The sequence below is a fragment of the Aeromicrobium sp. MLTX1 genome, from assembly GCF_046452335.1.
Lineage (GTDB): Bacteria > Actinomycetota > Actinomycetes > Propionibacteriales > Nocardioidaceae > Aeromicrobium.
Genome location: NZ_JBKFDN010000004.1, coordinates 11,232 through 36,906, shown reverse-complemented (window position 1 = coordinate 36,906; position 25,675 = coordinate 11,232). Strand labels below are relative to the sequence as shown.

Annotated in this window: 26 protein-coding genes and 1 riboswitch; of the genes, 12 read left to right on the top strand and 14 right to left on the bottom strand. The window is 71.7% G+C overall.

What is annotated here, in order from left to right; all coding sequences use genetic code 11:
• The first annotated feature begins 765 nt into the window (after positions 1-765).
• From ACK99Q_RS17440 to ACK99Q_RS17425, 4 genes are all read left to right on the top strand, one after another.
• Complete coding sequence (locus tag ACK99Q_RS17440; protein WP_410187372.1) at positions 766-918, top strand: hypothetical protein; 153 nt, start codon at positions 766-768, stop codon at positions 916-918.
• Complete coding sequence (locus ACK99Q_RS17435) at positions 915-1,409, top strand: hypothetical protein (protein WP_410187371.1); 495 nt, start codon at positions 915-917, stop codon at positions 1,407-1,409. Before ACK99Q_RS17440 ends, ACK99Q_RS17435 begins: the two co-directional genes overlap by 4 nt.
• Positions 1,410-1,535: 126 nt before the next feature.
• The gene (locus ACK99Q_RS17430; protein WP_410187370.1) at positions 1,536-1,709 is read left to right on the top strand and encodes a helix-turn-helix domain-containing protein; all 174 of its coding nucleotides are present in this window, start codon (positions 1,536-1,538) and stop codon (positions 1,707-1,709) included.
• 250 nt (positions 1,710-1,959) lie between these two features.
• Positions 1,960-2,118, top strand: a complete 159-nt coding sequence (locus tag ACK99Q_RS17425; protein ID WP_410187369.1) for a hypothetical protein — start codon at positions 1,960-1,962, stop codon at positions 2,116-2,118.
• A gap of 57 nt (positions 2,119-2,175) precedes the next feature.
• On the opposite strand, the gene ACK99Q_RS17420 is transcribed toward ACK99Q_RS17425, so the two are convergent.
• Positions 2,176-2,502, bottom strand: coding sequence for a hypothetical protein (locus ACK99Q_RS17420; protein WP_410187368.1), 327 nt, complete (start codon positions 2,500-2,502; stop codon positions 2,176-2,178).
• Positions 2,499-2,852, bottom strand: a complete 354-nt coding sequence (locus ACK99Q_RS17415) for a hypothetical protein (RefSeq protein ID WP_410187367.1) — start codon at positions 2,850-2,852, stop codon at positions 2,499-2,501. Before ACK99Q_RS17415 ends, ACK99Q_RS17420 begins: the two co-directional genes overlap by 4 nt.
• A 454-nt stretch (positions 2,853-3,306) precedes the next feature.
• On the opposite strand from ACK99Q_RS17415, the gene ACK99Q_RS17410 reads away from it, so the two are divergent.
• The 4 genes from ACK99Q_RS17410 to ACK99Q_RS17395 all read left to right on the top strand — a co-directional run bounded on the left by ACK99Q_RS17410 (position 3,307) and on the right by ACK99Q_RS17395 (position 8,050).
• Positions 3,307-3,945, top strand: coding sequence for a M23 family metallopeptidase (locus ACK99Q_RS17410; RefSeq protein WP_410187366.1), 639 nt, complete (start codon positions 3,307-3,309; stop codon positions 3,943-3,945).
• On the top strand, positions 3,942-4,808 hold the full coding sequence (locus tag ACK99Q_RS17405; protein ID WP_410187365.1) for a PhzF family phenazine biosynthesis protein: 867 nt from the start codon (positions 3,942-3,944) through the stop codon (positions 4,806-4,808). Before ACK99Q_RS17410 ends, ACK99Q_RS17405 begins: the two co-directional genes overlap by 4 nt.
• A 44-nt stretch (positions 4,809-4,852) precedes the next feature.
• Positions 4,853-6,418, top strand: a complete 1,566-nt coding sequence (locus ACK99Q_RS17400; protein ID WP_410187364.1) for a peptide chain release factor 3 — start codon at positions 4,853-4,855, stop codon at positions 6,416-6,418.
• 66 nt (positions 6,419-6,484) lie between these two features.
• Complete coding sequence (locus ACK99Q_RS17395) at positions 6,485-8,050, top strand: hypothetical protein (protein ID WP_410187363.1); 1,566 nt, start codon at positions 6,485-6,487, stop codon at positions 8,048-8,050.
• Here ACK99Q_RS17395 and ACK99Q_RS17390 read toward each other — a convergent pair.
• Positions 8,040-8,612, bottom strand: coding sequence for a dihydrofolate reductase family protein (locus tag ACK99Q_RS17390; RefSeq protein ID WP_410187362.1), 573 nt, complete (start codon positions 8,610-8,612; stop codon positions 8,040-8,042). The two genes, ACK99Q_RS17395 and ACK99Q_RS17390, sit on opposite strands and share 11 nt — an antisense overlap.
• Before the next feature lie 182 nt (positions 8,613-8,794).
• Here ACK99Q_RS17390 and ACK99Q_RS17385 point away from each other — a divergent pair, with 182 nt between their 5' ends.
• Both ACK99Q_RS17385 and ACK99Q_RS17380 read left to right on the top strand, forming a co-directional pair.
• Positions 8,795-9,085, top strand: coding sequence for a hypothetical protein (locus ACK99Q_RS17385; protein WP_410187361.1), 291 nt, complete (start codon positions 8,795-8,797; stop codon positions 9,083-9,085).
• 13 nt (positions 9,086-9,098) lie between these two features.
• Complete coding sequence (locus ACK99Q_RS17380) at positions 9,099-10,100, top strand: 5'-3' exonuclease H3TH domain-containing protein (protein ID WP_410187360.1); 1,002 nt, start codon at positions 9,099-9,101, stop codon at positions 10,098-10,100.
• Here ACK99Q_RS17380 and ACK99Q_RS17375 read toward each other — a convergent pair.
• The 5 genes from ACK99Q_RS17375 to ACK99Q_RS17355 are packed head-to-tail and all read right to left on the bottom strand — an operon-like array spanning position 10,097 to position 16,158.
• Positions 10,097-10,837: an NUDIX hydrolase gene (locus ACK99Q_RS17375; protein ID WP_410187359.1), complete on the bottom strand. Its 741-nt coding sequence runs from the start codon at positions 10,835-10,837 to the stop codon at positions 10,097-10,099. The genes ACK99Q_RS17380 and ACK99Q_RS17375 overlap by 4 nt on opposite strands.
• 17 nt (positions 10,838-10,854) lie before the next feature.
• On the bottom strand, positions 10,855-11,652 hold the full coding sequence (locus tag ACK99Q_RS17370; protein ID WP_410187358.1) for a DUF1295 domain-containing protein: 798 nt from the start codon (positions 11,650-11,652) through the stop codon (positions 10,855-10,857).
• A complete protein-coding gene (locus ACK99Q_RS17365; RefSeq protein WP_410187357.1) occupies positions 11,646-12,914 on the bottom strand; it encodes a class I SAM-dependent methyltransferase in 1,269 nt (422 codons plus the stop codon). Before ACK99Q_RS17365 ends, ACK99Q_RS17370 begins: the two co-directional genes overlap by 7 nt.
• The gene (locus ACK99Q_RS17360) at positions 12,911-14,158 is read right to left on the bottom strand and encodes a class I SAM-dependent methyltransferase (RefSeq protein ID WP_410187356.1); all 1,248 of its coding nucleotides are present in this window, start codon (positions 14,156-14,158) and stop codon (positions 12,911-12,913) included. The genes ACK99Q_RS17365 and ACK99Q_RS17360 overlap by 4 nt, the downstream gene beginning before the upstream one ends.
• Complete coding sequence (locus ACK99Q_RS17355) at positions 14,155-16,158, bottom strand: FAD-dependent oxidoreductase (protein ID WP_410187355.1); 2,004 nt, start codon at positions 16,156-16,158, stop codon at positions 14,155-14,157. The genes ACK99Q_RS17360 and ACK99Q_RS17355 overlap by 4 nt, the downstream gene beginning before the upstream one ends.
• A 98-nt stretch (positions 16,159-16,256) precedes the next feature.
• Between ACK99Q_RS17355 and ACK99Q_RS17350 the strand changes: the two genes are divergently transcribed.
• Complete coding sequence (locus ACK99Q_RS17350; RefSeq protein WP_410187354.1) at positions 16,257-16,658, top strand: hypothetical protein; 402 nt, start codon at positions 16,257-16,259, stop codon at positions 16,656-16,658.
• On the opposite strand, the gene ACK99Q_RS17345 is transcribed toward ACK99Q_RS17350, so the two are convergent.
• The 3 genes from ACK99Q_RS17345 to thiM all read right to left on the bottom strand — a co-directional run bounded on the left by ACK99Q_RS17345 (position 16,655) and on the right by thiM (position 19,580).
• A complete protein-coding gene (locus tag ACK99Q_RS17345; RefSeq protein WP_410187353.1) occupies positions 16,655-18,127 on the bottom strand; it encodes a bifunctional hydroxymethylpyrimidine kinase/phosphomethylpyrimidine kinase in 1,473 nt (490 codons plus the stop codon). The two genes, ACK99Q_RS17350 and ACK99Q_RS17345, sit on opposite strands and share 4 nt — an antisense overlap.
• The gene (thiE, locus tag ACK99Q_RS17340; RefSeq protein ID WP_410187352.1) at positions 18,124-18,774 is read right to left on the bottom strand and encodes a thiamine phosphate synthase; all 651 of its coding nucleotides are present in this window, start codon (positions 18,772-18,774) and stop codon (positions 18,124-18,126) included. The genes ACK99Q_RS17345 and thiE overlap by 4 nt, the downstream gene beginning before the upstream one ends.
• A complete protein-coding gene (thiM, locus tag ACK99Q_RS17335) occupies positions 18,771-19,580 on the bottom strand; it encodes a hydroxyethylthiazole kinase (RefSeq protein ID WP_410187351.1) in 810 nt (269 codons plus the stop codon). The genes thiE and thiM overlap by 4 nt, the downstream gene beginning before the upstream one ends.
• Positions 19,571-19,665: riboswitch (TPP riboswitch) on the bottom strand. It overlaps the preceding gene by 10 nt.
• Before the next feature lie 55 nt (positions 19,666-19,720).
• Here thiM and ACK99Q_RS17330 point away from each other — a divergent pair.
• Complete coding sequence (locus tag ACK99Q_RS17330) at positions 19,721-20,758, top strand: hypothetical protein (RefSeq protein WP_410187350.1); 1,038 nt, start codon at positions 19,721-19,723, stop codon at positions 20,756-20,758.
• Between the two features lie 6 nt (positions 20,759-20,764).
• On the opposite strand, the gene ACK99Q_RS17325 is transcribed toward ACK99Q_RS17330, so the two are convergent.
• The 3 genes from ACK99Q_RS17325 to ACK99Q_RS17315 all read right to left on the bottom strand — a co-directional run bounded on the left by ACK99Q_RS17325 (position 20,765) and on the right by ACK99Q_RS17315 (position 25,579).
• On the bottom strand, positions 20,765-21,412 hold the full coding sequence (locus ACK99Q_RS17325; RefSeq protein ID WP_410187349.1) for a LuxR C-terminal-related transcriptional regulator: 648 nt from the start codon (positions 21,410-21,412) through the stop codon (positions 20,765-20,767).
• A gap of 47 nt (positions 21,413-21,459) precedes the next feature.
• Positions 21,460-22,746 carry a sensor histidine kinase gene (locus ACK99Q_RS17320; protein WP_410187348.1) on the bottom strand — a complete coding sequence of 429 codons (1,287 nt, stop codon included), beginning with the start codon at positions 22,744-22,746 and terminating at the stop codon, positions 21,460-21,462.
• A gap of 145 nt (positions 22,747-22,891) precedes the next feature.
• Positions 22,892-25,579 (bottom strand): fibronectin type III domain-containing protein, encoded by a 2,688-nt coding sequence (locus ACK99Q_RS17315; RefSeq protein WP_410187347.1) that lies wholly within the window; start codon positions 25,577-25,579, stop codon positions 22,892-22,894.
• Positions 25,580-25,675: the final 96 nt, after the last annotated feature.

The following is a 25,675-nucleotide window of genomic DNA, read 5'->3' as shown; positions in this document are numbered from 1 at the left end:
GCGAAAGAACTCGCCGCCGCCTACTCGGCACTCCCGCCCACGCAGCTCACTGTGGATGGACGTCAGGCAGGTGCGCTCGTGCAGGCAGGACAGAGCCACATCGGGACTCACTCATGAGGGTGTGCCTCGAGCCGCTCTGTCCCGCTCTGACCGACCGGACCCGCTGTCCCGAGCACCAGCGGGCGAAGGAGAAGGCACGGGGGACGAGCAGCGCACGCGGCTACGACAGCAAGCACAGGTCCGAACGAGCGCGCATCCAACGCCTCGTGGATCAGGGCCAGCCTGTCGTCTGCGTGACTTGCGAAACGCCCCTGTCCGGCGCGACCTGGGACCTCGGACACAACGCCGCACGCACGGGATGGATCGGACCCCAGTGCATCACATGCAACCGGGGGCACCACGACCGTCGATGAGACCGCACCCAGCGGCGCCTCCCTTCCCCCTGGGGGCGCCGCTGAGGCGACCGCCGGGGAGAGAAACTTTCCTGTGTACGGGTTCCGGGGTTTCTGGAAACTCCAGACCCTCACGCAGGAAAGTTTGCCTCCCCGGCGGTCCTCGGCCACAGAGGGCGGGGGGAGGGGCAACCCGGCGACCGTGGGGTGTCGTCTTCCAGCCGCGGCTTCCTCGACACTAGACCTAACCTTCGGCTGGAACTTAGGGCTGTTCGGCGTTACTCCCCTAGTGGAACTAGGGTTATTCTCAGGATCCTGCGTTAACGTAGGCCTATCTACGGGCAGTAATGACTCGTAACGAGGGGAACCGGCGATGGATCAGAAGCACTACAAGCAACTTCTCGACGTGACCTTCCACGTCCAGAAGTCGACGATCGACAAGGTTCTGGGGAAGTCTGATCACCCGGTGCCTGCCCTACAGCGACTGGTCCAGGACTACAAGGCGACGCGTAGCGCAGCGCATTGATCGCTGCGCGCGTCGAGGCGCTTCACAAGCACAAGCTTGACGGGTTCACCTGCGGCGATGGAGACCTTGACGACTGGTTGCACCGCAAGGCAAAGCCGATGGGCGGCGATGGGCTCAACCGAACACACCTTTGGATCGAGGACCAAACCGATCAGATCATCGGCTACTTCGCCTTGGCGCCCTGCTTCGCGGAGAACGAGATCGGCCAGTCGTACCCGTCGATCCTCCTTGCAAAGCTCGCGTTGCACCAGGACCTTCGAGGCAACAAGCCTCGCTTGGGGCCACTGCTCATTGCAGCTGCGTTCGAAACGGCGTTGCGCGGAGCCGATCTGGTGGGCGGACGATTTCTCGCGGTCGATGCAATGACGCAAAAGAACGTCGACTTCTACCTCGGGATGGACTTCGAGGTCGTGCAAGAGCCGAAAGCGGATGACGAGCCGACTCGCCTCCTCATCAAGCTCTCGACACTCCGCAAGTCCTTCCAGGCGTAGCCCAAGCAGGGTTGTTAATCGACAACCGTTCCCACTTCGGTGCCGAACGGGTGACCGTCTGCGGGTACGGTCACGGCTCATGAACACACGAATCCTGGCTAGCCTTCCGATCGATCCGGTGACGCGATGATCGAGCCACGGGCCTGTTCGATCAACGATGCCGCCGCCGCACTCGGAGTCAGCCGCAAGCACATCCAGCGGCTCGTCAACAGCGGCGAACTCGACTCCCTCAAGTCCGGCGCGCGCACCCTCGTCGTCGTCGCCTCCATCGACTCATACGTCGAGCGGCACCGGAGGTGACGAATGGGGCGCATACTCGTTCCATGCGTCGTGCTCTCGTCATTGCTCTCGAGCGCAGTTGTGGGTTGCTGGATCGGATGCCTGGCGTCTGGTGGGCGCGCGAGGACGGCCTGACGTTCGCGCGGCACAGTTGCTACGGGTGCTATCCGCTTCGTCTCTCGAATCTCTCCGTGTCGCTCGACGAGCGCTGGGAAACCGGCGTTTGGACGTCTGCCTGATGCCCGGAACCCATCTGTTTGCCCCAGCACTCATGGAGAAGCCCGCAGCTGCCCACTACATCGCCGTCTCGCCGCGCAAGTTCGATCAGCTCATCGAGCAGAAGCGCGTCACGCCCTACCGTCTCGACGGCAAGCGCGTCTTCAAGCGCGAGGATCTGGACGCCCTTGTGGCCGACCTTCCCGAGTGGTGACAACGAACCGCCCTGCCCGAGAGTGGGAGTCTGGGCAGGGCGGCTGTGTCTCGATCACTACTCGGTCGGGATGACCTCGAGCGGGGGCAGGTCGTCAGCGGACACGAAGAGTGCCTCGGCGGCCTCGGTCAGGCTCCACAGCTTCAGGCCCGGCTTCGGCGGGGCCCACGGGTTCGCCTCGATCGTTTCCCCGCGGCGAACCTGTACCAGTCCGGCAGTGACGAGCACGAGCAGATCATTCGTGATCCGCCCGGAGCAGTGCCGTCCATAGACCGTCACGAGGCGGCCGACGTCCCCCACGGGCATCTCTCCGTGCTCTCTCAGCGCAGCCAAGATCTGGTCGCGCGCGAGAGTCTGCGCCGGGGTCCACGCCTTGCGCTTCACTTCCCCGCCTCCGTCATCGCCTCGAGCACGTCCGCGGCAGAGATCAGCGCCCGGCCCAGCGAACGTAGCCTCGCAGGATCGGACAGGTAGATCTCGAAGTCCGCCGAGACAGCCACGACGTGGACCGTCTCCTCGAGGCCCTCTTCGACTCGCACCTCGCAGTCCGGGTCTCCGGTGAGGTTCTCGGTCTGGTGGATGCCGGGGTACGACTCCGAGATGGGGTAGTTGGCGAATCGGGAGTGGTCCGTGCACCAGTCGGGGCACGAGCCGTCCTGAGGTATCAGGCGGGGGCCGGCTTGGCTCTCGTTCGCCGAGAGGCTTGCGGCTGTGGTGGTCGTAGGCTTGCTCATGATTCGATCTCCTCTGTAGATCGGGTCCACGCCCCCGGCTGCTCTAACAGCGCGGGGGCACTCTGTTTCTCAGTTGGCCGCAATGATCGTGCGGCGGTGTGACATCCGTAGTTCTCCTGGGCGGCACCGTTCCGGCGGAGCGCGCTCTGGTCCGCAAACAGTCCGCAGGACGTTCGCGAACAACCAATGCCGACCAACGTCGTGAGGTTGGAAAAGACTGGAATGACAGCGCCAGTCATGACAGTCGGCGTTGCCCGTCACTCGGTCGAGAGTTCGAGCTGTACTACGACATCTGAGTCGACCAGCGCGACGACCGGCCCCCGACCTGCGAAGGTCGGGGGCCGGTTTCGTATCTGCGGCGGCCGGCCGGAAGGGACGAACGATGAGGCATTCATCCCCGCTGGGGTACCCGAATGCATCATCCTGAGTGAGGAGCGGGCGGGAGGCTCACCGGATGGTCGTCGATCTGGAGTACCCGTTCGCGGGGCGGTGGCGGGTGCGGAACAGCCCGGCGAACCGGGTGCCGAGCCACGGGACCGCGCTGTTCGCGTCCTCGTTCGCGATCGACTTCGTGCCGGTCGACGAGGCGGGACGGACGGCGCCGATCACCGCTCGGTCGCTGGTCAGACCCGAGGCGCCGGACCGGTTCCCCGGATTCGGCCGGCCGATCCTGGCGCCTGTCGAGGGGACCGTCGTCGGGGTGTACGACGAAGCGCCCGACCACGAGGCGTACCGCGGGCTGCCGTCGGTCGGCTACGCGCTCACGCAGCGACGGCGAGCCGCGGACGGCTGGGTCGCGCTGGCCGGCAACCACGTGATGATCCAGACGCCGGACGGCGTCGTCGTCGCGGTGTGCCACCTCCAGCAGACGAGCGTCCGGGTGCAGCCCGGCCAGACAGTGAGAGCCGGTGAGCCGCTCGGGCGGTGCGGGAACTCGGGCAACAGCACCGAGCCGCACGTCCACGTGCAGGCCCTCGACCGGGCGGACGTGCCGAACGCCACGGCGGTGCCGCTCGCGTTCCGTGGCCGCCTGCCCCGCAACGGCGAGATCATCGACGTGGAGCAACCGCCCGAGGAAGAGGAGCCACGATGACCGAGGTGCTGCGGTACGCCGCCTTCACGACCGACCAGGGCGGCGGCAATCCCGCCGGCGTGGTCCTCGACGCGCGCGGCCTGTCCGACGCGGAGATGCTCGCGATCGCGCAGGACGTCGGCTACTCCGAGACGGCCTTCCTCGTGGCGGGCGAGTCGCAGGACGGCGAGGTCGCGGCGGACGTGCGGTACTTCAGCCCCGTCGCCGAGGTGGCGTTCTGCGGTCATGCCACCGTGGCCACGGCGGTCGCCCGGGCCGAGCGCCACGGCCCCGGAGTCCTCAGGCTGCGCACCCCCGCCGGGCCGGTGGGCGTCGACACCCGGCTCGAGGCCGGGCACCTGGTCGCCACCCTCACCTCTCCCCCGGCGCACACCCGCCCCGTGGACCCCGACGTCCTCGACGAGGCACTGAACGCGCTCCGCTGGAGCCGCGACGACCTCGACCCGGCCTATCCCGTCCACGTCGGGTTCGCCGGCAACGACCACCTCCTCGCGGCCGTCCGCGATCGCGCGACGCTGGCCGCGCTCGACTACGACTACGCCGCCCTCGACGCGCTCATGGCGCAGGAGCGGTGGACGACCGCGCACCTGTTCTGGGCCGAGGACGCCACCACGTTCCACGCCCGCGACCCGTTCCCGCCGGGCGGCGTGGTCGAGGACCCCGCCACGGGCGCCGCCGCCGCGGCGTTCGGCGGGTACCTGCGCGACCTCGCGCTCGTGCCCCTCCCGTCGCGCGTCACGATCCACCAGGGCCACGACATGGGCCGCCCGAGCGAGCTGCTGGTCGACCTGGACGAGGACGTCGAGACCGTCGCCGTGAGCGGGCGCGCCGCCCCGATCGAGGAGGCCGCCACCGACGCCTGACCCGTCCCGTCCCTGCGCCCAGGGTCGCCGAGTAGATTCGATTGGTGTCCGACAAGCGCCCCCGGCGTACCTTCGCAGTGATCAGCCACCCTGACGCCGGCAAGTCCACCCTCACCGAGGCGCTCGCGCTGCACGCGCGCGTCATCAACCAGGCCGGTGCCGTGCACGGCAAGGACGACCGCAAGGCGACCGTCTCGGACTGGATGGACATGGAGAAGGCGCGCGGCATCTCCATCACGTCGGCGGCGCTGCAGTTCGTGTACCGCGACCACGTGGTCAACCTCGTGGACACGCCCGGCCACAGCGACTTCTCGGAGGACACCTACCGCGTCCTGTCGGCGGTCGACTCGGCGGTCATGCTGGTCGACGCCGGCAAGGGCCTCGAGCCCCAGACGCTCAAGCTGTTCCGCGTGTGCGCCCTGCGCGGCATCCCGGTCATCACCGTCATCAACAAGTGGGACCGGCCGGGCCTGTCGCCGCTGGGCCTCATGGACGAGATCGAGCAGCAGATCAAGCTGCGCCCCACTCCCCTCACCTGGCCGGTGGGCGAGGCCGGCGACTTCCGGGGCGTGCTGGACCGCCGCACGGGCGAGTTCGTGAAGTACACCCGCACCGCCGGCGGGGCGGAGCGTGCACCCGAGCGCCGCCTGGCGCCGAGCGAGGTCGAGGACGTCGACGCCGACGTGTGGACGGCGGCGACGGACGAGAGCGAGCTGCTCTCCCTGGACGGGTACGACCACGACCAGGCCACCTTCCTCGCCGGCGAGACCACACCCGTCATGTTCGCCTCGGCGTTGCAGAACTTCGGCGTGGCGCAGCTGCTCGAGCTGCTGCTCGAGCTCGCTCCCGGGCCGAGCGCGACCGCCGGGGTCGACGGCACGATCCGTGAGGTGGACGACGCCTTCAGCGCGTTCGTCTTCAAGGTCCAGTCCGGGATGAACACCTCCCACCGCGACCGGCTGGCCTACGCGCGCGTGGTCTCGGGCACCTTCGACCGCGGCATGATCGTGACGCATGCCTCCACCGGGCGGCCCTTCGCGACCAAGTACGCGCAGGCCGTCTTCGGCCGGACCACCTCCGCGGCCGAGCACGCCTCGCCGGGCGACATCATCGGCTTCGTGAACGCCCAGGCGCTGCGCGTCGGCGACACGGTGTACGACGGCGACCCCATCGACTACCCGCCGGTGCCGAGCTTCGCTCCCGAGCACTTCATGACGGCCACTGCCGTCGACATCGGTCGGTACAAGCAGTTCCGCCGCGGCATCGAGCAGCTCGACCAAGAGGGCGTGGTCCAGGTGCTCCGGTCCGACCTCCGCGGCGACCAGAGCCCGGTCCTGGCGGCAGTCGGTCCCCTGCAGTTCGAGGTCGTCGAGGAGCGCATGAAGAACGAGTTCTCCTCGCCCATCCGCCTCTCGCGCCTGGAGTACCAGGTGGCCCGGCGGACGGACGCCGACGGCGCGCGGGCGCTGGCCGGCACGCGCGGCGCCGAGGTGCTGCAACGCGCCGACGGCACGCACCTGGCGCTCTTCACCGACAAGTGGCGCGCGGGCAAGATCGCCCGTGACAACCCCGACGTCATGCTCGACGAGCTGCCGGCCGGCGGCAGCTGAGGGACCAGCTCGTCCCCCCGATTCCAGGGGCTCCGCCACGGCCGTCGGCACAGTAGGTTCAGCACCATGCGTCTCCTGCGTCCCGTGCTGCTCGCCGTCCTCGCCGCGGTGCTCGTCCCCCTGTCCGCCGTCGCTCCGGCACACGCCGCGACCGGGACGATCACGGGCATCGCCCTCGGGCCCGACGGCACACCGCTCCCGAACGTGAACTGGGAGATCCACGAGCTCCAGGGCGGCGAGTGGCAGACGTACCCGTTCGGCCCGAAGCTGACCGACGCGAAGGGCCGCTTCTCCTGGAAGGTGCCGGTCGGCGGCAAGTACCGCGTGTGCTTCTCCGACAGCTGGTACGGCCAGGCGTCCTCGACGAGCTTCTGGCAGCCCGAGGTGCGCCACCGCGACACCTGCTGGCCCAGCGCCACCTCGTACGAGACCGCGACGACGTGGACCTCGACGACGGCCGCGCCGTCGAAGACCTTCTCGGTGACGCTGCCGAAGCAAGGCCTGGGCATGGCGCCCGTCGATCCGTTCTTCGTCGGCTCCTTCCGCACCGGCGAGCCGATCACGATCGTCGGCCAGGAGGGCTGGCGCCCGACGCACGCCGCCTTCAGCTACCAGTGGATGACGCAGCGCGACGGCGCCCCCGCCGCCCCGATCGCGGGCGCGACCTCGGCCAGCTTCACGCCGACCCCGGCGCAGGAGGGCGCGTGGATCTTCGCCCGCGTCACCGCGAGCCGCGCGGGCTACAAGCCGGCCACCCTGACGACGCCCACGACCAAGGTCGGCGGCACGCAGCACGTCCAGCCGACGTCGCCGCTGCAGATCGCCGGCACCGCCTCGCCGGGCTCCACGCTCACCGCGAGCTTCGGCAAGCCGGCCAGCACGTACAGCGAGATCAGCTGGTTCGTCGACGGCGTCCCGCAGCCGGCCGCCACCTCCTACGACGCCGCCAGCTCGCGCTTCACGGTGGCCGCCGCGCACGCCGGCGCCCGCATCGACGCGCGCCTGAAGATCTACAAGAAGGACGCACAGGGCAACTACGTCGACGGCAGCGACGCGTACCAGCGCGCCCAGGTGCAGGTCTCGGGCAGCCGACCGGTCCAGGCCCTCATGGCTGCCCCGGCGCCCCGCGGCACGGCCACCGTCGGCCGCACGCTGTACGGGCCGACCGGCCTGACCGCCGACCCGAGCGCGACCGTCAGCTACCAGTGGGTGCGCGGCTCCACCGCGATCTCCGGGGCGACCGCCCGCACGTACACCGTCCGCTCCGCCGACGTGAACCAGCGCCTGAAGGTCCGCGTGACGGTGCGCCGCCCCGGCTGGTGGAACGCCTACGTCAGCAACTCGAGCACCACGGTCGCGAAGCGCGCCCTGAAGCCCGGCACCGTCAAGGTCGTCGGCACCGCGAAGGCGGGCAAGAACCTCAAGGCGAAGACCGCCAAGTGGGGACCCAAGCCCGTCCGGATCCGCTACCAGTGGCAGCGCAACGGCAAGGCCATCCGCGGCGCCACGAAGGTCACCTACAAGCTCAAGAAGGCCGACCGCGGCAAGGTGATCCGCGTCCGCATCACGGTCTCGAAGTCGAGCCACCTGACGGTCGCCAAGGTCAGCAAGGGACGCAAGGTCAAGCGCTGACCCCGGGCGGTCCTTCGAGCACGGTGGGAACGTACTCCAGCAGCTGCATCCCACCGTCAAACGTCCGTGAGGCGACGAGCGCGAGCCGGACGTCCGGCCAGCCGTCGTAGACGCGGTCGCGTCCGGTCGCGCCGGTGACCACCGGGAACACGACGACGCGGTAGCGGTCCACGAGTCCGGCGACGAGCAGGGCGCGGCACAGGCTCAGGCTCCCGATCGTGCGCAGCGGGACCTCGCTCGTCCCCTTGAGCGAGCGCACGAACTCGACCGCGTCCTGCCGGACGAGGGTCGCTCCCTTCCATGCGAGCGGCTCCCGCAGCGTGCGGGAGAAGACCAGCTTCGGCACCCGGCTCAGCCCGCTCATGTCCTCATCGCCCGACTCGATGAAGCCGGTGAAGAGCCGGTAGGTGGTCGCGCCCATCAGCAGCACGTGGTCCTGCGCGCCCTCCTGACCGACCCAGTCGAGGTAGTCCGGGCTGTGCATCCCCCACAGCCCCGGCCAGCCCTCGGCCGCGCCGAAGCCGTCGAGCGAGGTGATGAAGTCCACCGTCAGGTCCGCCATGTCAGGCCTCCTCGTGCACCGGGCGCCTCCGGCCCGTCCTCCCATCGTCGTCCCGGGCGCTGAAAGAACAAGCCCTCGTGATGTCCGAAGCAGCGCTCCGCCCGACTCTCGTACGGGGTGACGGAGCACGACGACAGGATGAAGGACATGCACCACCACCCACGCGCGACGGGAGCGATCCCATGAGCGCCTCCATGCCGATGCTGGCGGGGATCGTCTCCACGGTGATCTTCGCGTCCAGCACGCTGCCGATGCTCGTGAAGGCGCTCCGCACGCGCGACCTGACCTCCTACAGCCTGGGCAACCTCGCGCTGGCGAACGTCGGCAACGCCGTGCACTCGCTGTACGTCTTCAGCCTGCCGCCCGGCCCGCTGTGGGCGCTGCACGCGTTCCACCTGGGCAGCACGGTCTTCATGCTGGTCTGGTACCTGCGCGTCGGGCTCGGCCGGACCCTCGCGGAGCCGCGTCTATGATGGCGAGCACTCCATGGCCGCCTCGCACACCCGTCCCCGCCAGCTGTTGCTCGTGGTCGACGCACCCTCGCTCCTGCACCGCAACCACCACGCGCGGGCGCACACGCGGCTGATGGACCGGGCCGGACGGCCCGCCTGGGCGCTCCACGGCATGCTGCGCCAGATCATCGAGGCGATCGAGCGGTTCGCCCCCGACGCCGTGATCTTCGGGCTCGACGACCGCAAGGCGTCCGAGCGCGCGGACTTCTACCCGGACTACAAGGCCGGGCGCGCGCCGAAGGACGCGGCGCTCGTCGAGCAGCTCGATCGCTCGGGGGCGTTCCTCGACGCCCTCGGCCTGGCGACGCTGACTCCCCCGGGGCTCGAGGCCGACGACGTCAGCGCCTCCGGGGCGAGATGGGCGCGCGATCACGGCTGGAACTGCGTGATCATCACGTCCGACCGCGACGCATTCGCCCACATCAGCGAGCACACGCAGGTCCTGCGGCTGATCAACGGCGGCATCGACGGGTCACCGCTGCTCAACCCGCCGCGGCTGCTCAGCATGTACGGCGTCGCCGCCGAGAGGTACCTGGACTTCGCCGCCCTGCGCGGGGATCCGAGCGACAACCTCCCGGGCGTCTCCGGGATCGGCGAGAAGACCGCGGCGACCCTGCTGACGCAGGCCGGCTCCATGCAGGCGGTCTGGGCGGACATCGACCACAACGAGGGACGCGTCCTCGCCGCCACGCTCGACGCCTGGGCGGCCGAGACCGGGTCGCGCCGGATGGGTGCCACCGTCGTGCGCCGGCTCTCCCTCCCCGAGGCGCGGGAGCGCTACGACTTCAACGTGCGGATCATGTCGGGCCGCGACGACCTCGACCTCGGCCTCACCCCGGAAGTGCCCGGCACCCCGGGACTGCTGCCGCTCGAGCTCGGCCACGTGCACCGCGTCGTCGGCTTCCTCGGCGTCGAGTCGACCACGACCCTCGCGGTGCGGGTGCTCAGCACCGACCCGGCGTCCGGCCGGGCCTAGCGCCAGGCGAACGTCGGCTGCTCGAGGTCGTCCACACGCGTCGGGTCGCCTTCGAGGCCGAGGCGCCGCAGCTGCAGCAGGACGGCTCCGGTCGGGGCGTGGACGCGGTCGGTCTCGCCCAGCGGGATCTGCACCACCGGCCGGTCGCTCTCGGGAATGTCCAGGAACCGCGGCGAGTCCGAGCGCAGCAGCTCGTGCAGGCCGACGCGGAAGGCCGCGAGGACCTCGTCGGGCGACGGCCGCAGCTCGAGGCGCCCACCGCCCCACAGCACGACCGGCGTGATGACGTACCCCGAGCGTGTCGGGTAGTCGTCCATGAGGCCCAGCACGTGGTCGGGCGTCAGGCGCACGCCGAGCTCCTCGTCGGTCTCACGGATCGCGGCCGTGACGGCGTCCTCCCCCTCGTCGATCCGACCACCGGGCAGCGCCCACTGGCCCGAGTGCGTGCGCAGCCGGCCGGAGCGACGGCTCAGCAGGAAGGCGGCGCCACCCGACACGTTCTGCATGCGGCCGTCGAGCTCGTGGACGACGTCCTCGTGCGGCGCGAGCTCGGGGTCGCCCGGGACCGGATCGATGCGGCCCTCCCCCACCTCGGAGTCGACGAGGACCACGGCCACCGCCGCGTGCCGCCGGCCCTCGTCGGCCACCACCCGGCGCTCGTGGCCGCCCAGGTGTCCGGCGATGCGCTCGCGCAGCTCGAGGTCGTAGGACAGGGGCGCAGGCACGGTGAGACTCACGTCACCAGTGTGGCGCGTCAGCTCCGACGGGGTGGCAGCGGGACGAACACGGAGGTCCGGGCGGCGTACTCGTCCCAGCCGGTCCGGCCGCGCATGCGTCGCTCCGCGATCCGGACGCCCGAGACCACCGTGACGATCGCCGTCAGGACGATCGGCGCGGGCAGCGTCCACAGCAACGGCCACCACCCGCTCGAGGCCCCGGCCACGAGCCACAGGCCCCACCACGTCACGGCCTCGCCGAAGTAGTTCGGGTGCCGGCTCCACGACCAGACGCCGGTCGACAGCACGGGCTCGCGCCGCTCCTTCGGCGTGGCGCGGTACACCGCGAGCTGGCGGTCGGCGACGGCCTCGAAGACCACCCCGGCCACCGTGACCAGCGCCCCCACGACCGCGACGGCCGGCCAGCGAACCGGCAGCGAGACCGATGCGAACACCGCGTAGCCCACCGCAAGCACCAGCACGGCTTGCAGCCCGTAGACCTTCGTCAGCAGCGCGACGAACGGCACCTCCCGCGCCGAGCCGCCCATGTACTCGAGGTACCGCGGGTCGTCCTCCTCCGCCGAGAAGGTCCGCGCTCCCAGGTGCGAGGCCAGCCGGCCCGACCACAGCAGCACCAGCACGAGCACCAGCACGGTTCGCCAGGCCTCCCCGAGATCACCTGCGAGGCCCACCGATGTCGCTGCCGCCATGCCCACGCCGAAGGCCACCGGCCAAGCGACGTCCACGATCGCGAACGTGTCCCTGACCCGCGACGCCACGGCTCCCGCCGCCATCACCAGGACGACGCCCGCGAGCGCGGCGAGGACGGTCACCATGCGCGCGGCTCGCGGTCGAGGCCGTGCGGCGCGCCGGGGCGCACGGCGAGGATCTGGTCGACGCCCATGCGCCCGTCCCGGAACGCCGCGGCGCCTCCCGCGAGGTAGAGCCGCCAGACGCGCACGACCTCCTCGCCGACCAGCTCGGTCAGACGGTCCACGTGGCTCTCGAAGTTCTCGATCCAGCCCGCGACGGTGCGCACGTAGTGCTCGCGCAGCGCGTGGACGTCGCGGACCTCCAGCCCCGACTGCTCGAGCAGGTCGACGGTCTGGCCCACCGGACGCATGTGCATGTCGGGGGCGATGAAGCTCTCGATGAAGGGGCCTCCCCCGGGCCAGCGCCCGGTCCGCGACATCTGCTGGATCAGGATCCGGCCGCCGGGGCGCACACGGTCGCGCAGGACGCCGGCGAAGACCGGGTAGTTCTCGGCGCCGACGTGCTCGCCCATCTCGACCGACGCGGCGGCGTCGTACACGCCCGTGGCGTCGCGGTAGTCGCACAGCTGCACGTCCACGAGATGCTCGAGCCCCTCCCTGCGCACGCGATCGGCGACGAAGTCGCGCTGCTCCGCGGCGATCGTGACCGCTTTGACCTGCGCCCCGAACTCCCGGGCGGCGTGGATGGTCAGCGATCCCCAGCCGCAGCCGACGTCGAGCAGGCGACTGCCCGGACCGAGCCCGAGCTTGCGGCAGATCAGCGAGAGCTTCGCCTCCTGCGCCTCCTGCAGCGTGGCGTCGTCTGACGTGTAGTAGCCGCACGAGTAGGCCATCGTCGGGTCGAGGATCTGCTCGTAGAACTCGTTCGAGAGGTCGTAGTGGTGCGAGATCGCGGCGCGGTCGCGGTCGCGCGAGTGCAGGCGCCCCTTCACGACCGCCTGGGAAGCCGGCGGCGCGGGACGACGGCCGATCGCGCCGGCCTTGATGAGCAGCGGCAGGGCCCGAGCCATCGTCCTCGCGGTCTGCGTGGCGGGAACCGGTCCCGCCTCGCGACCCGCGGCCAGCAGGGTCGTCAGCGCGGCGTCGAGGTCCCCCTCGATCTCGGCCTCGCCCGACACGTAGGCCTGCGCGGCGCCGAGCTCGCCCGGGCTCCACAGCAGGCGCCGCAGGGCCGCCGGCGACGTGATCCGGACGATCGGGCCGCGGGCCGGCCCCACGACCGACCCGTCCCAGAACTCCAGCCGGACGGGGATCTCCCCCACGACCGGCTCGAGCACGGCCGCGGTCTGCCCGGCCAGTCCGTCGATGCGCTGTCGATGGCTCATCGTCCGCTCTCCTTCGTGAAGACGAGGTGGTGGTCGTCGAGGTAGCCCGAGCTGAAGCCGGCTCGCGAGTACTGCAGGTAGAAGTGCCACATCCGGCTGAAGGTGTCGTCGAAGCCCAGGTCCCGGACCTCGTCGGCACGGGCCAGGAACAGCTCGTCCCACTGCCGCAGCGTCTCGGCGTAGTGGGCCCCGATCGCCTGGGTCGACGTGAGTCGCAGCGACGTGCCGGCGGTCGCCTCCTCGAGCGCCCGGACCGACGGCAACGAGCCGCCGGGGAAGATGTACGTCGTGACCCAGGTCTGGGTGTTGCGGGTGACCCGCATCCGGTCGTGCGGCATCGTGATGGCCTGGATCGCCGCCCGGCCGCCGGGTGCGAGCACCCGGTCGATCGTGGCGAGGTAGGTGCCCCAGTGGCGCCAGCCGACGGCCTCGATCATCTCGATCGACACGACGGCGTCGTAGCGGCCCTCGACGTCGCGGTAGTCGCACAGGTCGACGTCGATCCGGTCCTGGAGGCCGGCCGCGGCGATGCGCTCGCGAGCCAGCTGCTGCTGGGCCACCGACAGTGTGATCGTCCGGACGATCGCACCACGACGGGCGGCGCGCATCGCCAGCGACCCCCAGCCGGATCCGATCTCCAGCAGCCGGGTGCCCTCGCCCACGCCGGCGAGATCCAGCAGGCGTTCGAGCTTGCGCTCCTGGGCCTGCTGCAGATCACCACCGACGACCGGGGTGCCCTCGGCGGTCTCGTCGAACAGGGCACTGGAGTAGGTCATCGTCGGATCCAGGAACGTCTCGAACAGGTCGTTCGAGAGGTCGTAGTGGTGCCCGACGACGCGCTGCGTGTCCGCCCTGTCCCCCCGCTCGTCGCGCGGAGGCCGCGGCATCACGGCACCACGCATCACCTGCAGCGACCGCGGCACGAGCGTGCGGATCCCCGCGGCCAGCACCGTGAGGAACCCGCCGAGGTCGTCGGCGTCCCACGCCCCCGTCATGTAGGACTCGCCGAATCCGGTCGAGGGCCGGGCGCCGAGGCGCCGGAAGAACTCGTCGGGACGGTGGATCGTCATCAGCGGGCCGCCCGCTCCGAGGGTGCGGCCCTCGATCTGGACGCTCACGTCGAGCCGCCCCACGGCCGAGTCGAAGAGGCGTCGCGCCAGGGCGGCCCTGACGTCGGTCGTGCGCGTGCGGGGTGGGAGCTCCAGCGTCGGCCAGTGGGAGGCCGCGAGGCTGAGGGTCGTCATCGGACACCTTCCTGGTGGTGGGTGGGACGGGAGTGGATCGGCAGGCGCCGAGCCCACAGGACGAGGCCGTGCGCGGTGATGGCGAGCCGGTCGACGAGTCCGGAGACGGCGGCGCGCCGGTGGCCGGGCGTCCGTCGGCCGCGGACCGAGGCCTGGAACGCCGCGCCGCCCGGCAGGTCGAGCTCGACGCGGACGTCGAGGACGTCCGTGGGCAGCGGCGCGGTGACACGGTACGAGCCCTCCACGCCGTGGAACGGCGAGACGTACATGGCCTTGCCCACCCGGCGCTCCCTCTCGGTGCCGCCGTCGAACAGGTACGCGTGGCGGTCACCGTAGGTGTTGTGGACCTCGACGACGGTGGCCAGAGGCGTGCCGTCAGGCCGCGTGCACCACCACACGCTGATCGGGTTGAAGCAGAAGCCGAAGGCACGAGGGTGGGCCATCAGGCGCACGGTCGCGTCGCCGAGCTCGAGTCCGTTGCGGGCGAGGAACGCCGCCAGGTTCTGGCGCAGGGTCGCCCGAGGGTCGCCGAGGTGGTCGCGCGCCTCGATCGTGCCCCCGGTGATCCGGCGCCAGCGCGACTGTCCCGCCTGACGCGCGGACTGCTGGTCGATGTCGACCACCCACGTCGAGGACCGCTGCTCGAACGTCCGCGTGAAGGGCTGGGTCCGGCGATGGCCGACCGTGGTGCGGAAGACCTCGGGATCACGGGAGTTGGGTGCGGAGGCGACCGGCGCGGCGAGTCCGAGGCGTCTCACGGCCTCGGCGCCCGAGCGCGCGCCGTCCTCGTGGAAGCCCCAGCCGTGATACGCGCCGGCGAAGACGATGCGGTCCGTGTCGATCTCCGGGAGCCGCCGCTGCGCCGCGACGGTCTCGGCCGTGTAGATCGGGTGCTCGTAGTCCATCCGCGCGATGACCGTGGCGGGATCGACGAGGTCCTCGCCGCCCAGGGTCACGAGGTAGCGCTGTTCAGTGGGCAGGCGCTGCAGCCGGGTCATGTCGTACGTGACCGTGACGCGTCCCTCGGGCTCGCTCGGCAGGCGGAGGTTCCACGCCGCCTGTGCGCCGGCGGAGCGCGGCAGGAGCCGCTCGTCGGTGTGCAGCAGCGCCGGGTTGGGCGAGTACGGCATCGCGGCGAGGACCTCGCGCTGTGCCGGGGTCGGCGCGGAGAGCATCGCGAGCGCCTGGCCCGGATGGGTCGAGACGATGACGCGATCGAACCGCTCCCGTCCACCCTCCGCGTCGAGCACGGTCACGCCATCGGCGTCCTCCTCGATCCCCGTCACCGGGGTCGCGAGCCGGATGTCCGGGAGCTCCTTGGCGATCCGGCGCACGTACTCGTGGGAGCCGCCGACGACGGTGCGCCACTGGGGACTGCCGAAGACCGCGAGCATCCCGTGGTTCGCCAGGAACGCGAACAGGTGGCGGGCCGGGTAGTGGCCGGCGATCTCGGGGTCGCAGGACCACACCGCCGCGACGAGCGCCCGGATGAAGTGCCGGCGCAGCCGACCGCTGAAGCGGTGCTGGTCGAGGAACTGGTCGAGGGTCGGGTCACCGGCCTCGGGCGGGGACGCGAGCAGCCGACGGGCCGCGCGGTGGAAGCGCGGGATCTCGGCCAGCATCCCCCAGTGCCCGACGTCGAGCACGCGACGCGGCTCCGGGAACAGCCCGCGACGCCCCTTGGCGCCCGCCCACTCCAGCCCGGTCGCCACGTCGTGCACCGACAGGGACATCTCCGACGGCTGCGTCTGCACGCCGAGCTCGTCGAAGAGCCGGCACAGCACCGGATACGTGTGGCGGTTGTGGACGATGAAGCCCGTGTCGATCGCCAGCTCGCGCGTGCCGTCGGCCACCAGGTGAGTGTCGGCGTGCCCTCCCAGACGCGCGTCGGCCTCGTAGAGCACCACGTGGGCGCCCGCTTGGGTCGCGAACCAGGCCGCGCTCAGCCCGGAGATCCCGGAACCGATGACAGCGACCCGGGTGTTCTCCGGTGCATCCATGCGAGTCATTCGGAGCCGCGGGCGTGTCGGATGGGTCCCGCGGAGGGCCTTCGGCGAAAGGGTGCCCGCCGGGGTCCGGGAACGGGCATGGTTCAGGCATGCGCATCCTGGCAGCTCTCCTTCTCGCTCTTGCCCTCACGGGCTGCGGCGGAAAGGAGATCACCGCAGGCGACGCGACGGTGCTCGTCGGCGAGCGGTCGAGCTCCGGCGCCGACGCGCTGGGCGGCGGCACCCTCGAGCTGGTCGGTGGGTGTCTCGGCGCGAGCGGCGTCGTCGTGATCTGGCCCGTGGGCACGGACGTGGTCGACGAGGACCCGCTCACGATCGACATCCCGGACCTCGGCGAGTTCTCGATCGGCGACCGGGTCGAGGTGCCGGGCGGGATGGTCGTCGAGAGCTCATCGAAGACGGTGCCGCCCGGACCGCTCTCGATCGCAGGCGTCACCGTTCCCGAGGCGTGCGCCGAGCACGACGTCTTCCTGGCGCGACGTGGCGGCTAGTCCGCCTCCTCGCGTGGGGCCGCGAAGAAGGCCCGCTCGTGCTCGCAGGAGGCGCGGTAGGCCCGCCACATCGCGTCCCGCGTGGCGTCGTCCGCTTCCGCGGCGAGCCGGGTGACGACGACGATCGCCTGCTCGGTGGCGGCCTCGAAGGCGGGATCCCCGTAAGTGAGCAGCCAGTCCCGGTACGGGTGACCGTCGGTCGCGAGGCCGCGCAGGCGCTCGCCGAGGTCGGCGTAGATCCAGTAGCAGGGCAGCACCGCCGCCGCGAGGACGCGGTAGTCGCCTCGTGATGCGGCGGCCAGCAGGTGGTCGAGGTACGCCGTGGTCGTGGCGCTCGGCTCCGCCGGCTCGACGCCGCCCAGCCAGTCGGTGTGCAGGGCCAGCTCGGTGACGAGCGCGCCGTGGGCGCCGGACGCCCAGAACGCCTGCTCCTCCAGCGTCGGCGCCAGCCGGCTCGCCTCGGCCAGCACGCGCGCGTAGTCCCGCAGGTACAGCGCGTCCTGCGCGAGGTACCAGCCGAACGCCTCCTTCGACAGCGACCCGTCCCCGAGCCCCCGCACGAAGTCCAGGTCGTCGATCGCGGTGCGGACGTCCGCCACCGCGTCCCACCAGTCGCGCTCGACCTCGGCCGCGGTGGGCCGGGTGTCGAGGCCTCCCCGCGCCCAGAGCCCGGCGAAGTGACTGACCGGGCCGTGGCCCGAGCCGACCCGCAGGCCTTCGCCATGGGCGATGCTCTCCGCCAGCCAGCGCTTCGCGTCGGCCGTCGCCTGCTCCCACGAGCCCGTGCGGGCGACGATCGTCGCCACGGCCGACGACAGGGAGCACCCCGTGCCGTGCGTCGACGTGGTCGTGATCCGGGCTCCGACGAACTCGACCACCCTGCTCCCGTCGACCAGGGCGTCAGGGACGGACTCGCCGTCGAGGTGGCCGCCCTTCGCCAGCACCCGCACTCCGTACGTCGCCGAGACGCGCGAGGCCTGCGTCAACACCTCTTCCCAGGTGGTCGCGGGGGCCTCGTCGGCGAGGACGGCCAGCTCGGGAACGTTGGGCGTGATGAGGTCGACCCGCGGCAGCAGACCCCGCAACGCCTCCTCGGCGTCCGCGTCGAGCAGGCGGTCACCACTCGTCGCGACCATCACGGGGTCGAGCACGACCACCGGCGGCCGCGCGCGGTCGAGCCACGCGCTCACCGTCTCCATGACCTCGCGCCCGGCCAGCATCCCGATCTTCACCGCATCGATCTCGACGTCGTCGCTGACCGCGTCGAGCTGCTCGGCCAGGAAGGCGACCGGCGGCACGTGCACCGACCGCACGCCGTGCGTGTTCTGCGCGACGAGCGCCGTGACCACCGCCATCCCGTAGCCGCCCTGGGCGGCGATGCTCTTGAGGTCGGCCTGGATTCCCGCACCGCCGGTGGGATCCGTGCCGGCGATCGAGAGCACGCGAGGCACCCGCACCGGGGCGCTCATGCCAGGCCCCAGGCGTCGGCGTGCTCGCGCGCGGCAGCGCGCGGATCGGCCGCACCGCAGATCGAGGAGACGACGGCCGCTCCGGCCGCGCCCGCGGCGCGCAGCTCGGGCAGGTCCGCACTCGTGATGCCGCCGATCGCGACGGCGGGCAGGGAACTGCTGCGTGCGAGCTGCCCGAACCCGTCGACCCCCAGCGCCGGCGGTGCGTCCGGCTTCGTCGTGGTCGCGCGCAGCACCCCGATGCCCACGTAGTCGACACGGCCGGGATCCTGCTCGGCCGCAGCCAGCTCCGCAGGGGTGGCGGCGCTCAGCCCGATCAGCGCCTCGGGGCCGACGAGCTCGCGCACCACTGAGGGTGGGAGGTCCGTCTGCCCGAGATGCACGCCCGTGACCCGGGCACCGCGGGCGCGCGCGGCGAGGAACACGTCGACGCGGTCGTTGACGATCAGCGCCACGTGCTCGGGCAGGACCTCGGAGACGGCGATCACCGTGTCGAGGAAGGCGGCGGCGGGCGCCTCCTTCTCGCGCACCTGCACCGCCGTCACTCCCCCGGCGGCCGCCGCGGCGACCACCTCCACGACCTCCCGTCCGCGCGACGCGGCGACCGCCGCGTCGGTGACGAGGTACACCGACAGGTCGGCGCTCACGACAGCCGCGCCCGGGCGTCGAGGTCGGTCGCGTCGATCGACGCCAGTGCGTCGAGGAAGGCCGGGCCGAACGTGCCCGGGCCGGCGCTCTGCTTCGCCGCGAGCTCGGCCGCGACCGTGTAGACGGTGACCGCGGCGACCGTGGTGGCCAGCCGGTCGTCGTCGACCGACGCGAACGCCGCCATCAACGCGCCGAGCGCGCAGCCACCGCCAGTGATCTTCGTCAGCAGGGGGTCGCCGTTGGCGATCCGGACCAGGCGCTCGCCGTCGGTCACGACGTCGACCTGGCCGGAGACCGCCACCACACCGCCGGTCCGCGTGGCCAGGAGACGCGCCGACTCGACGGCGCCCTCGACGTCGTCCGTGGCGTCGACGCCGCGGCCGCCGCCTCCGGACCCGCTGACGGCGATGACCTCCGAGGCGTTGCCGCGGACCACGGTGGGGCCGAGGTCGCGCAGCCGCTCGGCGAGTGCGGTCCGAACGGGCAAGGAGCCGACCGCGACCGGGTCGAGGACCCACGGGGTGCCGGCGGCCTTCGCGGCCTCCGCCGCCTCGACCATCGCGGCCCGCTGCTCGGCGGTGGGCGTGCCGAGGTTCACCAGCAGCCCGTCGGCGACGGTGGCGAACGGGCCGGCCTCGTCGGGGATGTCCACCATCGCCGGCGCCGCCCCGGCGGCGAGCAGGGCGTTCGCGGTGAAGTTCACCACGACGCTGTTGGTGATGCAGTGGACGAGCGGCCCGCGGGCGCGGAGGCGGCCCAGGGCCTCGGAGGTGAAGGAGGACAGGTCTGCAGGCGTGCGCGACATCGCGACATTCCCTTCGCTAGGACGAACTAGATCAGGTTCGACGGGTGTGATCTCAGCCCCCGGTGGGGCACCCCGTGTCTCGCCTGCAGGCTAGCCCGCGCGTCCGACGCGCTCGCGGCCGGCCGTGTGATCATGTCCCGGTGAGCGTGCGAGGCAGGACCGTGGCGATGCTCGCCTGCGTCGTGCTGGCGGGGTGTGCGGGCTCGTCCGAGGGCTCGGCGGACGCGCCGTTCACGCTGCCCGTGGGTCCGACCACGTGGGACACGAGCGCGCCGGCGTGGCTGCTCGACGGCACGCTGCACGTGGGCGACGCGACGGTGGAGCTCGGAGACGACGTGGACCAGTTCGTCCTCGGTGCGACAGGCGTCTACTGGATCCGCGGCGGGACGCTGCTGTTCACCAGTGCCGAGGGCGTCACCCACGAGGTCGCGGACGTCGGGTGGCGCAACCTCGCCGTCTCCGCGGACCGCTCCGTGCTGGCCACGACCGACCAGTCGCGCGGCCCCACCGACCGCTACGGCACCCACGTCATGCAGGTCGCGGCGTTCGACACCCGCACGGGCGAGCAGCTCTACCGAACGCCGGACGAGAAGCCTGACCGCGGCGCCGACCTCGCCGACCTGTACGGCGAGATCATGCCGCTGCTCCACGGCGTCAGCACCAAGCACGTCTTCTTCGACGGTGCCACGATCGACCTCGAGGACGGGTCCCGCGAGGACGCGACCCTCGACGCCGATGGCCTCGAGGTCTACCCGCACCTGGCCGACACGCTGTTCCCCGAGGGCTACCGGGTCGGGATCACCGGCGAGGGGCGCCACCGCGAGCTCTCGGACTCCTCCCTGTCCGGCACGGGCCTCCTGTCGCCGGACCGCAGCGCGATCTTCGACACCTCGGCCTGGCCGACCAAGGCCGTCGCCCACGACGCCGCGAGCGGCGTCCAGCGCGCGATCGGCTCCCCGTGGGAGCACTTCTCGCTCGCCGGCTGGAGCGACGCCGACACGTTCTTCGGCGTGGCCGAGCAGATCGACGAGGACCACGTCGTCAACGTCGTCCGCGCGCGGCAGGTCGTCACGTGCGAGCTGAGCACTCTGCGGTGCGAGCCCGTGAGCCCCGTGGTCCGCACGCCGGACGACGGCGAGCCGGCGACGCTCCTCGTCGAGGGCACGTCGGCGCTCTGAGCTGCCTCAGCGTGAGGTGGACCGCAGCCACCCGAGCACGGCCCGCACCCGCCGGTGGTCGCTCTCGTCGGCGTGGAGGCCGAGCTTCGCGAAGATGCGCTGCGTGTGCTTCTCGACCGCTCCCTCGGTGACGTGCAGGGACTGCGCGATCGCCTGGTTGGAGCGACCCTCGGCCATCAGGGCGAGGACCTCCCGCTCGCGCGGCGTGAGCGCCCCGACCGGGTCCGCCCGGCGCCCCATCCACTGCTGGACCACCTGCGGATCGAGGACGGTGCCGCCCGCGACGACCTGCTCGAGGGCGCCGAGGAAGTCGTCGACGTCGCTGACGCGGTCCTTGAGCAGGTACCCGACCCCGCCGTCGCCGCCGGCGAGGAGGTCGTCGGCGTACGAGACCTCGACGTACTGGCTCAGCACCACGATCCGCGCCTGCGGCCACTGCGAACGCACCGCGACCGCGGCCCGCAGTCCCTCGTCGGTGTGGCTCGGCGGCATGCGGACGTCCACGACGCCGATGTCGGGACGGTGGTCGGTCATGGCCGCGACGAACCCGGGCCCGTCGGCCACCTGCGCCACCACCTCGTGGCCGGCCTCGGTCAGCAGCAGCCGCAGGCCCTCGCGGAGCAGGACCGAGTCGTCGGCGATCACGATGCGCATCGCACCAGCATCGTGCATCGGCCCGGTCGCGGTCCCGCCGCCGGTCGTCACCCGACCGGGATGCGCGCGGTGACGAGCGTCGGGCCGCCCGCCGGCGAGTCGACCTCGAGCGTGCCGCCGACCGCCGCGACCCGCTGGGCGAGACCCGCGAGGCCCTGTCCCTTGCCCGGGTGGGCGCCGCCGACGCCCTCGTCGCGCACCTGGACGAGCAGGTCGTTGCCGTCGGGCACGACGCGCACGTCGGCCGCGTCGGCGCCCGAGTGCTTGGCCACGTTGGTCAGCGCCTCCGAGACGGTGAAGTAGACGGCCGTCTCGACGTGCGGGGACAGTCCCGCAGGCAGGTCGTGGACGAGGGTCACCGGAACGGCGCTGCGGACGACCAGCTCGTCGAGCGCGACGCCGAGGCCGCGGTCGACCAGCAGCGGCGGGGCGATGCCGCGGGACAGTGCGCGCAGCTCGTCGAGGGTCTCGCGCGCCTGCTCCAGCGCCGACTCGATCGTGGCGGACGCCTGGTCGGGGTCGGCGCCGACCTGCCGACGCGCACGACCGAGGTCCATCGTCAGGCGGACGAGACGCTGCTGCGGCCCGTCGTGGATGTCGCGCTCGAGGCGGCGCAGCGCCACGGCCTCGGCCTCCTGCGCGGCATCGCGCGCGCCCTCGGCCCGCTCGACCCGGGCGGACAGCGAGCTGCGGCCGTTGAGGACCACGTCGGCGAGCGACGCGTGCAGCCAGGCGACGCCGCGGACGACCCACGGCAGCGTCACGAGCGCGACCAGGCCGATCGCGAGGTTCAGCAGGCTCTCGGCCAGCCGGCCGTCACCGAGGCCGATGAGCGACGCCAGGGTCTCGTTGCCCTCGGTCTCCGGCAGCCAGATCTGCCAGATCCAGTAGGTCAGACCGGTCAGCGCGACCGCCCACCAGACCACGGTCACGACGAACGCCGCGAGGCCGGTGACGAAGGCGAGCGGTCCCCACAGGGTGTCGAGCCACATCTGCGGGTCGCGCAGCGGCGCGAGCAGACGCGCGACGGGACCCTGGCGCCCGGTGGCGACGCGGTAGGTCGTGGGACGGGGCTCGCGGCCCTGCATCGCGACGAGCCGGACGCGCTCGAGACGGGCCAGCCACGACGAGGCGACCAGCGTGGCAGCCAGGACCAGGACGCCGACCCACACGATCAGGGTCGCGACGCCGGTGGCGACGCCCACGACCGTCAGCACGAAGCCCAGGAGTCCGAGCGGGAAGGCGGTGAGGGCGTACAGGGTGTCCCACCCGACGCGGGCGGCCAGCGGTGACGGGTCGCGCCGTGTCGCGGTGGGGATGCTCATGGTGGTCATGTCTCGATCGTCGTCGTGTCGCGGCCGGGACACGATCCTGCCACCCCGACACCTGATGTCGGGCCAGCCCGACCCCTCGACCCGCCGAAGACGCGACGGACCCGCCGCCGGCCGGGGCCGGGGCGGGTCCGCCAGGGAGGTGGGGTCAGCGCCTGACCGGCACCGCCTTGGTCCGGCTGGACGACGCGTACGACTTCCAGTCCTGCGGCTTGAGCCGCACCGTGACCACGGCGCGCCCGCTGGCGCGCTTCGGCAGCGTGCCGACCGTGACCGTCGTCTTCCGCCCGGCCTTCACCGTGACGGTCTTCGACAGCGTCCGGCCGCCCGCGCGCACCGAGACGCGCACCTCACCCGTCACGCTCGGACGCACGACCACGGTCGCCCGCCGGTCGGCGCGCGCGACGACCTTGCCGACGCTGATCCGCGACGCGGCCTTGCGGTTCGGCGCGACCACGACCGAGGTCGGGACCGAGTGCACCGTGCGCGTGCCCGACGTGACCGCCACGCGGTACTGGTACCGCGCCGTGTTCGTCGTGACGTCCTCGAGCACGAGGGTCGACTTGTCCTGGTTCTCGATGTCCGTCCAGGCGTCCTTGCTGCTCAGCGTGCGCTGCCACTGGTACTCGAGGGCGTCGCCCCGGGCCTCCACCGAGAGGCGCACCGTGCCGCCGACCTTCGCGCGCACCGTGGTCGGCGACTGCGAGACGATCTCGGGCGCGGGCGTCAGGTCCTCGAACTCCGGCACGGGGGCGCCCGCCTCGGTGACCACCTTGCGACCGTCGTCGTGCTTCGTGACGACGAACTCGTCCCACACGCCGCCGACCGGCACGTCGGTCGTCGCCGACCCCGTCTTCTCCGCCACGTAGGACGTGTAGCGCAGCTGGTCGTCACTGACCTTCACGACCGCGAACGTGCTGAAGTCCTCGCCCTTGCGCACCTGGGTGGCGCCGTTGTTGGTCCAGACGTTCCGCTCGTCGGTCTCCAGGTCGTAGTGCTTCGCGCCGGAGTTCTGCACGATGTAGACCGGGCCGTCCGTGACGCCGTCGACGTCGGTGCGGTTCTCGTTGTTGAAGCCGCGGGCGTAGACGTGGTCGTGACCCATCTGCACGAGGTCGATGTCGTGCTTCTGGAAGACCGGCACCCACGCGGCGCGCAGCACCGGCTCGTCGCGACCCGCCGAGGCCGAGTAGACCGGCTGGTGGAACGTCACGACGTTCCACTTCGAGGGCGACGTGCCCAGCACGTGGTCGAGCCACGCCGCCTGGTATTCGCTCCACAGCTGCGCGACGCTGCGCGACGGGCACTCGTCGCCCGAGCACGAGGGCAGGCTCTCGGGCGTGAGGAACGTGGTGTCCCGCGTGGCGTTGATCGTGATGAACCGGACGCCCTGGTAGTCACTGAAGTAGACCGTCTCGTGGGCGAAGTCCGACCAGTGGTCGAAGTACGCCTGGTACTGCTTCGCGACGTCGGTGTCGCCCACGGTGCGCTGGGCGAGCGCGCCGATCGTGGAGGCGTTGGGGTGGTTGTCCGGGTACTCGAAGTGCGCCTTCCACGACTTCAGCAGGCGGTCGCCCGAGTACTCGTGGTTGCCCGGCGCGGCGAAGATGTTGGTCGTCGCGGCGGACTCGGCCATGCCGCCGAACCAGTTCCTCCACTGGGTGTCGTTGCTCGACGTGTCGATCAGGTCGCCCGCGTGGACCGAGCCGATCGAGTCGGGCGCCTTCTCCTGCGCCATCCTCACGACCGCCGGCCACGTGGTGTCGAGGCCGATCTGGGCGTCGCCGTAGTAGACGTACTCGAAGTCCTTCGCGTCGGGATCGGCCGTGCTGAAGGTCTTCCACTCGCTCCACGCATCGGGGTTGCCCACGCGGTACGTGTACTCGGTGGCGGGCTCGAGGCCGCCGACCGTCGCCGAGAAGTGCGGGTTCGCCTGGTTGACCGCGGTGCCCTGGCTGCGGGCCGCCACGGACCGGATCGGGCCGTCGCCGACACGCAGCTGCACGCGTCCGCTGGTGACCTCCGGGGCACCCGCGAGCCACGTGAAGCTCTGCGAGGTCTCGGGGCGGTCGGTCGGGGTGAGGATGACGCGGCTGGGCGCGTCCACCGCCGGGCCGGGCGGCGGGGGCGGCAGCTCGCCGCCGAGGTGGTCGAGGGAGAACCAGATGTCCGAGCTGGTGGCCCGGTCCTGGTGCAGGCGCACGGCGATCGTGTTGGTGCCCGCGGTGAACGCCGAGGCCGGGATCGTGAACTCGAGGTCGCCGCCGGTGCCGTCGTCGTAGGCGACGTTGGGCGTGGCCTCCTCGACGAGGTGCCGCTTGACCTCCGTGCCGTTGACGAAGACGACCGCGGCGTCGTCCACGTAGCCGTCGAAGCGGATGTCCTCGCCCGTGGCCAGCTGCTCGGGCGTCACCTCGAACGTGGTGCGGAAGAAGTAGGTGGGGATGTTGTCGCCGCCGGTGGGCCGCATCGGCAGCAGGGTGGTGGCCCGCATGCCCGAGTCGTAGGCCGGGGACTCGACGCCGCCGTCCCACTTGGCGCCGAAGCCGCCCTTGCCGGTGGACCAGGCAGAGTCGTCGAAGCCGGGCTGGGCCCAGGCGTGCCGGTCGGCGCCCGGCGACGGGTCGACGCCGGTGGCCAGGTAGCGCCACGTCGTGTCGGCGGAGACCAGCGGGGCGAAGGAGGTCGGCTCGGCGGCCACGCGGACGATGCCTGCGGGTGCCGCCGAGGCGGCTCCCGTCGTGACCGTCCCGAGGCAGCCCGCCGCGGCGACCGCGATCGCCATGCCGGCCAGCGACATGCGCCGGGAGCGAGCCCGGCCCATGGGGTTCTTCATCTGGTTGTCCTCTCGATGCGTGCGCCACGTGCGCACCTCGGGCACCAGTCAGTCGGTGGCGGGTGAACGCCGGTGGGCGCGACGGCCACGAGCGGC